This window comes from Ferruginibacter sp. SUN106, from assembly GCF_050611765.1.
Lineage (GTDB): Bacteria > Bacteroidota > Bacteroidia > Chitinophagales > Chitinophagaceae > Ferruginibacter.
In genome coordinates this window covers 482164-495384 of sequence record NZ_JBODJC010000002.1, presented here as the reverse complement: position 1 = coordinate 495384, position 13221 = coordinate 482164, and the positions used below count along the sequence as shown (strand labels likewise).

Here is a 13221-nt window from a genome sequence, read left to right as displayed (position 1 = left end):
TACAGGATTATATTTTTTCTACCACCACAGCTGTACCATAAGCCAGTACTTCAGTAACGCCATTCATTACTTCATTGGCATCATAACGCATATTGATGATGGCATTGGCGCCACGTTCTGCAGCATGTTGCAACATCAGTTGAAAAGCTTCTTCCCTCGTCTTTTCGCATAATTCAACATAGATAGAGATCTTGCCACCAAATAAAGTTTGAAAGCCGCCTGCAATATTGCCAAACAGGCTGCGGCTGCGTACAGTAATGCCTCGTACAATACCTAAATGTTTTGTAACACGGTATCCTTCCAACTGGTTGGATGCGGTGATTAATTGCTGATCTACCATAACAATGATTTTTTTAAAGATAAACTCATTTTAACAGATTTTTGCCCCACTCATCAAGATGGCAAAATTTTTGTTAAGGGAGAGTACGTAAATTGCAGCTTGTGCCTGGTACAGGGGAGGTTCTTATAAAACAGTAAATTTACCTGCAGGATAGAATATTAGGTATGATACTTGCAAAGCTCTGGTGACGAAGGTTATTTTGTATAACACAATGAATGCTGAATGAAGAAATATTGTACAAGAGTGGTTATTTCACTTTTGTACTAAAAAAATGAAATAACAAACGGCCGTTGCCAATGAAGATGAATAAAGAGATATGGCTAGGCTCCAAAAAAAGAACATATGTTACAAACCGCAGAAGACATCCGTTTGCTGAACGAAAAAATTAATCATGCAGCCGGATTTGTTACCAGGATCAATGATGAATTGAGTAAAGTAATTGTGGGCCAGCATGGCATGATAGAACGCCTGCTGATTGGCTTGTTAAGCAACGGGCATGTGCTGCTGGAAGGTGTGCCGGGCCTTGCCAAAACATTGGCCATTAAATCGCTGGCGCAAACAGTGCAGGCTAATTTCAGCCGTATACAGTTTACACCCGATCTGTTGCCAGCGGATGTTGTGGGAACAATGATCTACAACCAGGCAAAGAATGAATTCATGGTGCGTAAAGGGCCTATTTTTTCTAATTTTATTTTAGCGGATGAAATTAACAGGGCGCCGGCAAAAGTGCAGAGTGCTTTGCTGGAAGCCATGCAGGAAAGGCAAGTAACCATTGGTGATACTACTTATAAATTGCCCGAACCATTTTTAGTATTGGCCACACAAAATCCTATTGAGCAGGAAGGTACTTATCCATTGCCAGAAGCGCAGGTGGACAGGTTTATGTTAAAAGTAATTATTGATTATCCTACAAAATCAGAAGAGCAATTAATTATCCGGCAGAATACATTGGGGTTAAGTTTTCAGACTATAAACGCAGTAGCTTCTACCAGCGAAATCTTAACGGCAAAGGAATTGGTGAGACAAGTTTACTTAGATGAAAAAGTAGAAAATTATATCCTGGATATTGTTTTTGCTACCCGCTATCCTGAAAAATATAATCTGCCTAAACTAAAACCATTGATTGGTTTTGGCGGAAGCCCAAGGGCAAGTATTAACCTGGCATTGGCTGCAAAAGCATATGCCTTTTTAAATAAACGTGGTTATGTTATTCCGGAAGATGTGAGAAGTATTTGTAAAGATGTGTTGCGTCATCGTATAGGATTAACCTATGAGGCAGAAGCAGAGAATGTAAATGTAGAACAAATTATCACTGAAATATTACGTGTTGTAAATGTTCCTTAAAGCGTTCAACGAACCACCATGTTAACAACAGAAGAAATACAACGCAAAGTCCGGGAGCTTGAAATTAAAAGCAAAAAGATCACCACGCATTTATTTACGGGGGAATATCATTCTGCTTTTAAAGGAAAGGGTATGAGCTTTAGAGAAGTGAGGGAATATTATGCAGGTGATGATGTACGCTTTATTGACTGGAATGTAAGTGCAAGGTTCAGTCACCCTTTTACAAAAGTGTTTGAAGAAGAAAGAGAATTGACGGCGATGTTGCTGATCGACATCAGCGCAAGCAATTTATTTGGCACTATTGCAAGGCAAAAGAAAGATCTTATTGTAGAAATGGCGGCCGTACTTACTTTCAGCGCTGTAAGTAACAATGACAAAGTGGGCGTTATTTTTTTTAGTGATAAGATTGAAAAATATATCCCGCCTAAAAAAGGGCGGCAACATGCATTGTATATTGTACGGCAATTATTAACTGTTGAAGCCAAAACAAAAGCTACTAATATCGACCAGGCTATAAAATATTTTACTACGTCTGTAAAACAAAAAAGTATTGCTTTTATTTTAAGTGATTTCTTAGATGCCGGTTATGACGATGATCTGAAAGTGATCGGTAACAAACATGACGTTATTGGAATACGAGTGTATGACAAAATGGATATGCAATTGCCTGATGCCGGATTGATACAGGTACAGGATGCAGAGACGGAGAAAAGTAAATGGATCGACAGTAGTAATGCATTGGTTCGTTACAATTACCAGCAGCATTTTATGCAGCAAAGTGAATTGAGTAAAAATTATTTCAGAAAAGCAGGTGCCGAGCTGCTGCATGTGCGTACAGATGATGATTATGTAAAAATATTACAGCAGTTTTTTATAAAACGAAATTAAAAAACCAATAGATAATTGGTTAATGTATAATTGATAATGGGTAAGAGAAATATAAACCGGTTTGTGATAATTGCAATAGTATTAACCTGTTTTTCTTTTTGTACGCAGGATATTTTCGCTCAATCTCCTTCTGTAAAAACAGTTGTTGATAAGAACGACATTCTTATCGGAGAACCAATACAATATAAAGTAACATCAACATTTCCTTCCGGTGTTTATAAAGTAAGCGGCATTATACTGCCCGACTCTGTGGCGCATTTTGATATAGTGGAAAAAGGTAAAATTGATACCAGCATACAGGATAATACCACTACACTTCAGCAAACGATCACCTTAACAAGTTTTGATTCGGGAAGATGGAACATACCGGCATTTAAAATAAATTTTGACCCGGTAAAAGATGACACCACGATATTTTTATCAACTGATTCTATTGCGGTTAATGTTGGCTATGCGCCTGCAGACAGTACCAGTCAGCTTCGGGATATTAAACCCATTATGGAAGTGGAGATTAAAAGCTATTTGTGGTATTATATCGGTGGTGGAATTATATTGTTAGTCATCATCGGTTTTCTCATCTGGAAATATGTGATCAAAAAAGCAAAAACTGACACTACAGATTTTACTGCAAAGCTTTCTCCTTATGATGAGGCCATACAAAATTTAGACAAACTCAAACAACTGAACCTGCAAAATCCGGAAGATATAAAGCAATACCATGCAAAACTTTCATCCATTTTTAAATGGTATATCAGCCGCAGGCAAAAGTTAAGCATCATGAATAAAACTACCGGTGATGTGCTGGTACAATTAGCAGAAAATAACCTGCCAAAAGATACCCTCACTAATGCCGCTACTGCATTACGTTGCGGCGATGCGGTAAAGTTTGCAAAATATTTGCCTGTTACATCAGAAAGCGAAGAGTGTTTTAATAAAATAAAAGCTACCATACATTTCATACATTCATCTAAACCATTAAACACCTAAACTACTTAACTATTTTGCTTTTCGATTATTTCAACGATATCACTTTTGGCCAACCCTGGTTTTTCGCATTGTTTGCATTGCTGCCCCTATTAATTGTTTGGTATGCAATAAAAAATAATACACAGCAGGGTGCTATCATAGTTTCTGATGCAAGTGCTAAAGGTTTATCCTCCTGGAAAAATAGTTTTCGCCACCTGCCATTTGTATTACGGTTGTTAGCATTGAGTTGTATTATAGTGGCATTAGCAAAGCCACAAACAAAATACGAATTACAACAGGCGGAAGGAGAGGGCGTGGATATTGTGTTGTGTATTGATGTTAGTGGTAGCATGACAGCACAGGATTTTCAACCTAACAGGTTAGAAGCTGCAAAAGCGGTGGCTGCTGATTTTGTAAATAAAAGAAGTACCGACAGGATTGGCGTAGTGATCTTTGCGGGAGAGAGTTTTACGCAATGCCCGATAACAACTGACCATAATGTTTTACTCACGGCTATAGAAAATATTCACAATGGTTTATTGGAAGATGGTACTGCCATAGGCAGCGGACTGGGTACAAGTGTAGACAGGTTGCGTACAAGCAAATCAAAAAGTAAAGTGATTATTTTACTGACGGATGGAGAAAATAATGGCGGATTGATAGATCCCAAAACGGCTAAAGAAATTGCGAAAACATTCGGTATTAAAGTATATACGATTGGTGTAGGTACCGAGGGCTATGCGCCACAACCGGTGAATACACCATTGGGGGTGCAAATGCAAAACACCAAGGTTACTATCGATGAAAAACTACTGAATGAAATTGCCAGCGAAACTGGTGGTAAATATTTCAGGGCAAAGGATAATGAAAGCCTCAGTAAAATTTATGACGATATCAATGGCCTTGAAAAATCAAAAGTGGAGATCTCTACCTTAACAAGATATACCGATAAATTTTTTCCCTTTGTAATGGCAGCATTGGCGTTACTCTTATTAGAAGTGTTATTCCGGTTTACAATATTTAAAAAATTCCCATAGTACATCCACATGGTCTGACGCCCTCGTCTGACCATGTGGATGTACTAGGCATGATCAGGCGAGGCGTGAGATCATGTATTAATTCGTCTAATTCATTTTAATTCGTGAAATTTGCAACCAATGAAAGCAATCGTTTATAAATCTACCGGTAGTTGGTATGTTGTTAAGGTGTCAGACGGCTTAGAGCCGTCAGGACACCTGAAAACATTCAATGCCCGCATGTTAGGCAAATTTAAAATTGATGGGCTTACCAGCACCAACCCGATTGCTGTTGGAGATACTGTAGAGATTGAGATGGAAAATGAATTGGAAGGAGGTGTAACCATTACAAAAATTTATGACCGTAAAAATTATATCACCCGTACTTCCCCTGCTAATAAACACCAGCATCATATCATTGCTTCAAACTTAGATCAGTCGTTGTTGTTTGCTACCATTAAAGATCCCAAAACATCACAAGGGTTTATTGACCGGTTTTTAATTTCTTCCGAATCATTTCATATACCTGCTGTAATTGTTTTTAATAAAGCAGATTTATATAAAAAGAAAGAAGAAGAAAAATTTGAAATGGTGAAAGCAATTTATGAAGCCATAGGTTACACTGTAAAAAAAATAAGTGTGGAAACCGGCGAAGGGGTAGAGGAAGTAAAAAATTTATTGAAAGATAAAGTGACTTTATTAAGCGGCCATAGTGGCGTTGGTAAATCTTCCTTTCTGAATAAAATTTTTCCGGAGATGAATTTAAAAACCCTGGCTGTAAGCGACTGGAGCGGAAAAGGAATGCACACTACAACATTTGCCGAAATGTTTGATGTGCCCTTTGGAGGAAAAATTATTGATACACCTGGAATAAGAGAATTAGGATTGGTGGATATTCCAAAACAGGAACTATCGCATTATTTTCCTGAAATGAAAGCGTTGATAAATGATTGCCAGTTTAACAACTGTATGCATACCAACGAACCTAACTGTGCAGTAAAAACTGCAGTAGAAAATAATACCATTTCAATGGACAGGTATATTAGTTACTGTAATATCCTCGAGAGTATTGAAGAGAGAAAATTTTAGATCTATGATGTGTGATTTATGATTTCTTTAGTTGCAATAGTCCGCTAATTTATCCTACTTTCTTTAAATCATACATCAAAAATCCTGCATCAAAAATCAATAAGCCATGCGCTGCAAATAATTCGCCAGCTCCATTACGGCAGTACTGTCCTTCTTTTTATTTTCTAATTGCTGAGGTAAAATACTCACACCATTAAAAATGCTGTAGTGCAGCGTTAAAAAATTGTCTTTGTACTGAAAATCCCAATCTAAGGATTCAGCATCATCAACCTGGTTTAAAAATTTTACTTGTAAATCATCTGCAAGTGTGGTGGCAATAGCATAAAATTTTGAAATGCCACAGTTATCGTCAATAACTGCTTCAGTAGCGCCGTTGGGGGTTTTCAATTGGTAGCACATAAATATTCGGATTTAGGTTTTATCTTTTTTAGCCTCAAGCTACACAAGTAATAAGCCTCAAGCTACAAGCTTCAAGGGATAAACGTTATGTTCTTAGCAGCTTGCTTCATTCTTGCAGCTATTCCCCTTGTAGCTTCTTACATTCCCCTTGCGGCTTGCATCTATTCCCCTACTGCTTTCTTACCACCTCTGTACTTTGCCTTCTTTACTTTTTCTCCTGCCAGTATTTTTTCGGCACCTACATTTCTGCCATCACTCGGGCAGCCATATTTTTCTTTTTTACGAAACAGGTTGGTTATAAAGCATCCGCTTAATAAAAATGATACGCAAAATATGGCTACTATAATTTTTTTCATGTCTTAAAGATATATTTTTCTCTGCTTCTGTAAAAGCCCAATTAAAAAAAGCTTCAGGTTACAAGCTTCAAGGGACTATCATTCTATCTCTTTCAGCTTGCTTCTCCCTTGTAGCTATTTCCCTTGCAGCTTTCTCAGCCTCAAGTAACAAGCTTCAAGGGTTAAGCATTTGGTTTCTTACAGCCTGCTTCCCCTTGCATCTATTTCCCTTGCGGCTCTTTAAACCACCCGCTATACATCAAATAGTTATTCGCTATCCTGTCAATTTCTCCACTGATCTTTTCCTGGCTGATATCTTTTACTTTTTTTGCAGGAACGCCTGCATAAATGGTGCCCGGCTCCACAATCGTATTTTCAAGCACTACAGCGCCGGCTGCTATAATACTGTTGCTGCCAATATGGGCATTGTCCATCACAATGGCGCCCATGCCCACCAGCACATTATCATCTATAACGCATCCATGTACGATTGCATTGTGTCCGATGCTAACATTATTTCCGATGGTAGTACCCGTTTTAAGGTAAGTACAGTGAATTACAGCGCCATCCTGAACGTTCACTTTATTGCCTATGCGTATGAAATTAACGTCGCCACGCAGCACCGCATTGAACCAGACACTGCAATCATCACCCATTACCACTTCACCTACAATGGTGGCATTAGGGGCTATAAAACAATTGTTACCCATTACTGGCATTACTCCTTTTACCGGAAGAATTACTGGCATATTGTAAGTTTTAATCCTGCCTTGGCAGTGTGGTCATAATTTTTTTATACGAGCTGTTGAATTCCTGTTGGGCTGCATTGGCAGCGTTTATCCCGAAAGCATTCGGGGCACTCTGCAGCAATACATCTTTATTGTGCAGATTAAATGCAGCCAATACTTTTACCTGTTGCAATTTAACCAAACATTTATAATTCAATTAATCTTTACGAACTTTGAATAATATGAGTAACAGGAATTTATTTTTGCAACACGTAGGCCAAACCTCCGAAGCTCCTTTAGCATTGGAAATAGTAAAAGCTGAAGGCAGTAAATTATTTGATATAAACGGCAAAGAATATATTGATCTTATTGGCGGCATCAGTGTTTGTAATGTAGGCCATCGTCATCCCAAAGTTATTGAAGCCATAAAAAAACAATTGGACGATTACCTGCACATCATGGTGTATGGAGAGCTGGTGCAAAGTCCGCAGGTGCAATACGCCACAATGCTTACACAACATTTACCAGCTTCTTTAAATTCCGTTTTTTTTACGGCAAGCGGTAGTGAGGCAACAGAAGGCGCTATGAAATTAGCCAAACGCTTTAGTGGCAGAACGCAGATCGTCTCTTTTAAAAATAGTTATCACGGCAGTACACAAGGGGCGTTAAGTATTATGGGAGATGAGTATTGGCGCAATGCTTTTCGTCCATTGTTGCCGGATACCATGCAACTCCATTATAACTCTTTTGAAGACCTGGAAAATATTACTGAACGCACTGCCTGTGTTATTGCAGAAACAGTACAGGCAGAAGCCGGGGTGATAGTACCACAAAATAATTGGCTGAAGGCATTACGGGAAAAATGTAATGCTACAGGAACACTTTTGGTTTTAGATGAGATACAATGCGGCTTTGGACGCAATGGTTCTTTATGGGCATTTGAACAATTTGATGTGGTGCCTGATATTTTATTATTGGGCAAAGCGTTAGGCGGCGGTATGCCATTAGGCGCTTTTGTTGCGGATAAAAAAATTATGGATTCACTATCGTATAATCCTGTATTGGGACACATTAATACTTTTGGAGGCCACCCTGTTTGTTGTGCTGCAGGCTTAGCTGCTTTTAAAGTATTGCTGGAAGAAAAGTTAATTGATAGGGTAAAAGAAAAAGAAGCATTGTTTGTACAATTGCTCAAGGGGCCAGACGGTTCTAAACCGGCAAAACCCCAGTACACTAAAGCGTCAGACGGCTTGGAGCCGTCAAGACGCTATAGTGTACGCAGCTGCGGATTAATGCTTGCAATTGAGTTTGAAAGTTTTGAGGTAAATAAAAAAATTATTGATGTATTAATTGCGGAAGGAATTTTTACCGATTGGTTTTTGTTCGCTTCCAATTCTTTAAGGATTGTGCCACCATTGGTGATCAGTGAAGAAGAAATTAGAATTGCCTGTAAAAAAATTACAGAGGTACTCTGCAACAACTGAACACTATACCCATATGAAAAAATTAAAGAAACTATGCCTGCGTAGTTTGATGGCGCTGATACTTCTCTATCTTGTATTACTAATACCAGATACTAAAAGCAATACTGCAATTGTAACGGCAGATAAAAAACCATTTTTCTGGAACAGGGATAATGTGTGGCAATTGATGGAGCAGCGATTTAAAAATGCTAAAGCATTAACAGCAATAAAATTAGATTCAATAATTCGGGCAGAAAAAAGTGTTGCAGAAAATAAACTATCTGTTTTTCAAAATGGCACTTATACTGCAACTGATACCATCTTTACAACAATTGAAAATAATTTTTTTAGCCTTGCAGCTTTAGTTGCTGCAAAGCCCGGTGAGGTAGAATGGTTTACCGGTTATTATAACCGATTACGTAGTTATATAAAACTGCAATCACAGTATTGGGATATGAATGATACTGCCGTAAAAAATGAAATGTACGCCTTACTGTATGGTATGCGTTCGGCGGTGGAGGAAGTGTTATTACAAAGCAACCCTCAGCATTTTCCACCAGCTATGATGGTGATGCAGGAAAATTCTGTTACCCCTTTTACACAAATTTTTGGTATAGAGGTACACAGCGGCGATTTACTGGTATCCCGTGGTGGCGCAGAAGTTTCTGCACTGATATCAAGAGGTAATGATTACCCCGGAAATTTTTCTCATGTAGCATTGATCTATATAGATACTAAAACCAATACGCCTTACTTAATTGAAGCACATATAGAAAAAGGCGTTGCTGTTTCAACAGTGGAGCAATATGTAAAAGATAAAAAATTGCGCTTTATGGTACTGCGGTTAAGGAATAATTTACCTGCGATTCAAAAAGATAAGATGCTTCCGCAAAAAGCCGCACAGCTAATGTATGATGAAGCATTGCGCCGGCATATTCCTTACGACTTTAAAATGAATTTCTATGATTCCACTGAAATGTTTTGCTCTGAAGTAGGCTCTTATGCCTACAGGAAAAATGGTGTACAGCTATGGAAAAATATTTCTACCATTTCATCACAGGGTGTTGTAAACTGGTTGCAGGATTTTGGGGTAGAAAATTTTGTTACCCAAATGCCATCCGACCTGGAGTATGATCCGCAATTGACCATTGTTGCCGAATGGCGTGACCCGGAAACCTTGTATAAAGATCATATAGATAATGCAGCAATGGATGCATTACTGGAAAAAGCTGACAAAGGCCAGGTGATTGGATATAATATGTGGATGTTACCCGTTGCAAGAACATTGAAAGCTTATTGCTGGCTATTAAACAGATTTGGTAAATATGGTATCATACCTGAAGGTATGAGTGCTACCCGTGCATTAAAGAACGAAACTTTTGTAGCCATGCATAAAGCTGTAAAAATTAAAACAGAAGCATTGGCTGCAGATTTTGAAAAACAAAACGGGTATCGTCCTCCTTACTGGCAGTTGATAAAATTTGCAGAAGCAGCCGCAAAAGAATAGGATAAAAAACAGAGGTAATAATTAAAAGTTGATCAATAACTATTTCTTTTCCGTTATTTCATAACTCTCCACCTGGTTAAGGCTGCCTATTATTGTAGTACGGCTATAATAAATACGGCTGAGCCAGCCACTGGAGATTGCATACGTAAATTGATTAACATCACTCATCTCCATATCCTTGATCTGTTTGTCAATTTCCGCTTCATCTTTAATGGGAGTGCTGGATAATTTTTTAAGCATTGCAGCCATTATGGGGCCGGCTTTACCTTTATCAATTACCTGGTTCAGGCTTATCTTACAATAATCCTGTTTTTTATTCAGCTCATTAAGCATAAGTGTTACAGTCGCAGGAAATGGTGCACCGCCGGTAACATTTGGTAATTCAGTGGCTACTATTGTTCCGCCTGTGTTGTATTCTATACCGTAAGGAGAATGGAAAAGCTGCACTTCTTTTATCAGGATGGTTTGTATATTTTCTTTAGACTGAAAAATTGCTTTTACCTGGTTTAAGCCGGCTACAAATTCTTTAGTCTGTGGCTTACCCGCTATGGCTTTTTCATAACTGCTGATTGCAAAATCTCTTACCTGCTGCCAGTTAACCAATTCAGAAAAACTGCCTACATCATCTGTTTTATAAATTATTTTCAAACCTTCCATAATAGAGTGGAGGCTGTTGAGTGTTTGTTCTGACGCACCTGAAGTGGCAAAATTTTTATACACCCATTCAATAGTAAAACCGGCAGCAGAAGAGTCAATCACTTTTAAATGTGCCTCGTAAGTTGCGGCAGATATGGATTTGCCTTTTACCAAGTCAGTTTTTTCTTTAGAATGTTTAATCTGATAAACCCTGGTGTCTTTATTTTTCCAGAAAGAAATGCAGGTGGCGCTGGTATCTGTAGTACGGTTTTGAGCAACAGCAATAAAGCCGCTGCCTGATAGCAATACAATAAATAAAAATTGGATAGTGGTTTTCATGCAGATGATTATTTTAAAACGAAAGATAAATAAAAACTGCTTAATCAATTAAAGTAACTAGTCCGGATGGTAAATACGCTCAGCATTTTTATACACCGTTGCTTTATCTAATGTCATGGTTTTAGTTTGTTGCTTTAAATACATTTCCACCTGGTCGTTAAAATGTATGTTGCCTGGCCTTGCACTGGCACCATACATATTGATGGTTTCAATTTTTGGTAAACCTTCTTTTGCAAAACGAACAAACATGATCAGCCCATCGCCACCAATAGATTTCAGTGTGCCTTTTTTATAAGGTGCTGTCCATTGAGGAGATAACTGATCGGGCAAACCTCCTAATGGCCATTCTTTGTCACCACGAACTAATTTTTGCAGATCACCCAGTACAATATCTGTTCTTCCAAAATTAGTTTGCATGTACTCCTGCACATATTTAAAAGTTGCCACTGCTTCTGCAGTTGTTATGGGTCTTGAATCCTGGCCTTGCAATAATTTTTTAAGGTGCTCATAGGTCAGTAAAAATATGGCCGCACCTTTATTGTTGGCATCACCACGTTTATCCCAGTTTTTAAAAGCAGCAATCAATGATGCGTATTCCGGAAATGCGGTTTCGCTTAATAAAAACATGCTGTCAATCTTATATTGAAATTGTAAAACTGAAGGATATTGCTGATCAAATTTTATCTGTTTAAATTTTTCGTAACTCAGTTTGTCGTTTTGAGGAAACAATTCTAAATAACGTACACTTCTGTTTAAATGATATTGTTCCCAGCCATCTTGTTTTGCAAATGCCGAAGGTTTTAAATTATCATTGGCACCCGTTGCTAAAAAAGAAGAATGGTTAGTGTTAAATAAAAATCCGCTTGAAGGATTAATGTATTGTGGCAATTCTTTTATGCCCCTGAAATTTGTCCATAAGGTTTTTGAAGTATTGCCGGGTAATGTTCGTTTCCAGTTATAACCAGCTTCTCTTATTGGCATTAAAGCATTGTTGATATAAAAAATGGTATCATGCTTATCTGCGTACATGATGTTAAACATACTCAGTTCCTGTTTACTCAATGCTGCATAAAACTCCGTAAAGTTTTTTGCTTTATCCATATGATACCATTGATCCAGTTCCCCAATACGCATATTGGCGCCAAGGCGTATAGAAAAGAAACCTTGTTTATTTTTCATGGTAGCGCCATACTTGCTCCAGTATACTTTTCTTTTAATAGTCACCGGCACGCCTTTAATTTTTAATCGTACTGTTTTTACTTCCAGGTTTATCCATTCACCGTCAAATTTGTATTGCAATGAATTTTCAGGATTCATCTCTAACTGGTATTCATCCATCCTGTCGCAATAGTTTACCGTATGTGCCCAGCCTAAATTTTCATTTACACCATGAAGGATGCAGGGGCCGCCGGCAAGTAAACCACCTGTAACATTTAATCCTTCTTCGCTGCATAAGTGAGCTTCGTAAAAAGCCTGCGGGCCTGTATTAGGCTGGTGTGCATTAATTAAAAGAAAGGCTTCGCCTGTTGTAGTTTTTGTAGCACTGATAGCCGAAGAGTTACTACCTTTTTTATTCAACTCAGGTGCTTCCCATTCTGCATTATTAAAAATTCTTTGTAAGGCGCCATCGGCACCATTAAAAATGGTAAGTGCTAATACAGAAGAAGCAATGTAATCTTTAACCGTGATGGGAAATAATTTTTTGTGTAACACTTCCTTAGGATGTGTTGCAGCATAATGATTCAGCGCCTGTACATAACCAGCAATGAGTTGTAAAAATTCAGGCGAAAGTGTGCTCCATTTTTCTTCGGTGATTTCCCTGCAACGGAATAAAGCAAATGCATAATCACCGGCAGCACCTTGTTTACCTAATACTTTACCCATCAGGCCTTTGGTGGGTAATACCACTTGTTGCATACTTTCAAAATCATCTTCCGCTTCGGCCCAGGCAAGGCCATAAGCTACTTCAGCATCAGTTTTGGCAAAGATGTGCGGTACGCCGAACGAATCTCTTACAATATCAATGGCAGCAGGATTGATTTTCAGTTGTGCAAAAAGAGACGAATTAATACAGGCAATGGCCACGAGAATGGCTAAAACATGTTTTCTCATTTTTTATAGGCAGTGTTTGGTAAATGCAGCTGATGCTGCTGTTGTAAGATAAGACGAAA

14 protein-coding genes are annotated in these 13221 nt (G+C 38.3%); 7 read left to right on the top strand and 7 right to left on the bottom strand.

Features of this window, described 5'->3' with window-relative positions; genetic code table 11:
* Positions 1–7 precede the first annotated feature (7 nt).
* Positions 8–340, bottom strand: a complete 333-nt coding sequence (locus ACQ334_RS08110) for a YbjQ family protein (protein WP_430987686.1) — start codon at positions 338–340, stop codon at positions 8–10.
* Between the two features lie 342 nt (positions 341–682).
* Here ACQ334_RS08110 and ACQ334_RS08105 point away from each other — a divergent pair, with 342 nt between their 5' ends.
* The 5 genes from ACQ334_RS08105 (at position 683) to rsgA (ending at position 5643) form a co-directional block, all read left to right on the top strand.
* Positions 683–1684: an AAA family ATPase gene (locus ACQ334_RS08105; protein WP_430987685.1), complete on the top strand. Its 1002-nt coding sequence runs from the start codon at positions 683–685 to the stop codon at positions 1682–1684.
* An 18-nt stretch (positions 1685–1702) separates the two neighbouring features.
* Complete coding sequence (locus ACQ334_RS08100) at positions 1703–2572, top strand: DUF58 domain-containing protein (protein ID WP_430987684.1); 870 nt, start codon at positions 1703–1705, stop codon at positions 2570–2572.
* 63 nt (positions 2573–2635) lie between these two features.
* Entirely contained in the window at positions 2636–3559 is a 924-nt protein-coding gene (locus tag ACQ334_RS08095; RefSeq protein WP_430987683.1) for a hypothetical protein, read from the top strand.
* A 14-nt stretch (positions 3560–3573) separates the two neighbouring features.
* The gene (locus ACQ334_RS08090) at positions 3574–4575 is read left to right on the top strand and encodes a vWA domain-containing protein (protein ID WP_430987682.1); all 1002 of its coding nucleotides are present in this window, start codon (positions 3574–3576) and stop codon (positions 4573–4575) included.
* Positions 4576–4695: 120 nt separating this feature from the next.
* A complete protein-coding gene (gene rsgA, locus ACQ334_RS08085; RefSeq protein WP_430987681.1) occupies positions 4696–5643 on the top strand; it encodes a ribosome small subunit-dependent GTPase A in 948 nt (315 codons plus the stop codon).
* Between the two features lie 96 nt (positions 5644–5739).
* On the opposite strand, the gene ACQ334_RS08080 is transcribed toward rsgA, so the two are convergent.
* The 4 genes from ACQ334_RS08080 to ACQ334_RS08065 all read right to left on the bottom strand — a co-directional run bounded on the left by ACQ334_RS08080 (position 5740) and on the right by ACQ334_RS08065 (position 7307).
* On the bottom strand, positions 5740–6042 hold the full coding sequence (locus tag ACQ334_RS08080; RefSeq protein ID WP_430987680.1) for a hypothetical protein: 303 nt from the start codon (positions 6040–6042) through the stop codon (positions 5740–5742).
* A gap of 161 nt (positions 6043–6203) precedes the next feature.
* Positions 6204–6398 carry a hypothetical protein gene (locus ACQ334_RS08075; protein ID WP_430987679.1) on the bottom strand — a complete coding sequence of 65 codons (195 nt, stop codon included), beginning with the start codon at positions 6396–6398 and terminating at the stop codon, positions 6204–6206.
* A 200-nt stretch (positions 6399–6598) separates the two neighbouring features.
* Positions 6599–7126: a gamma carbonic anhydrase family protein gene (locus ACQ334_RS08070; RefSeq protein ID WP_430987678.1), complete on the bottom strand. Its 528-nt coding sequence runs from the start codon at positions 7124–7126 to the stop codon at positions 6599–6601.
* 10 nt (positions 7127–7136) lie between these two features.
* Positions 7137–7307, bottom strand: coding sequence for a hypothetical protein (locus tag ACQ334_RS08065; protein ID WP_430987677.1), 171 nt, complete (start codon positions 7305–7307; stop codon positions 7137–7139).
* Positions 7308–7347: 40 nt separating this feature from the next.
* Between ACQ334_RS08065 and ACQ334_RS08060 the strand changes: the two genes are divergently transcribed.
* Together ACQ334_RS08060 and ACQ334_RS08055 are read left to right on the top strand one after the other, a co-directional pair.
* Positions 7348–8589, top strand: a complete 1242-nt coding sequence (locus ACQ334_RS08060) for an aspartate aminotransferase family protein (RefSeq protein WP_430987676.1) — start codon at positions 7348–7350, stop codon at positions 8587–8589.
* Between the two features lie 13 nt (positions 8590–8602).
* Complete coding sequence (locus ACQ334_RS08055; protein WP_430987675.1) at positions 8603–10075, top strand: YiiX/YebB-like N1pC/P60 family cysteine hydrolase; 1473 nt, start codon at positions 8603–8605, stop codon at positions 10073–10075.
* A gap of 39 nt (positions 10076–10114) precedes the next feature.
* On the opposite strand, the gene ACQ334_RS08050 is transcribed toward ACQ334_RS08055, so the two are convergent.
* Both ACQ334_RS08050 and ACQ334_RS08045 read right to left on the bottom strand, forming a co-directional pair.
* The gene (locus ACQ334_RS08050) at positions 10115–11050 is read right to left on the bottom strand and encodes a hypothetical protein (protein WP_430987674.1); all 936 of its coding nucleotides are present in this window, start codon (positions 11048–11050) and stop codon (positions 10115–10117) included.
* A gap of 57 nt (positions 11051–11107) precedes the next feature.
* Positions 11108–13162, bottom strand: a complete 2055-nt coding sequence (locus ACQ334_RS08045; RefSeq protein WP_430987673.1) for a penicillin acylase family protein — start codon at positions 13160–13162, stop codon at positions 11108–11110.
* Between the last annotated feature and the right edge of the window lie 59 nt (positions 13163–13221).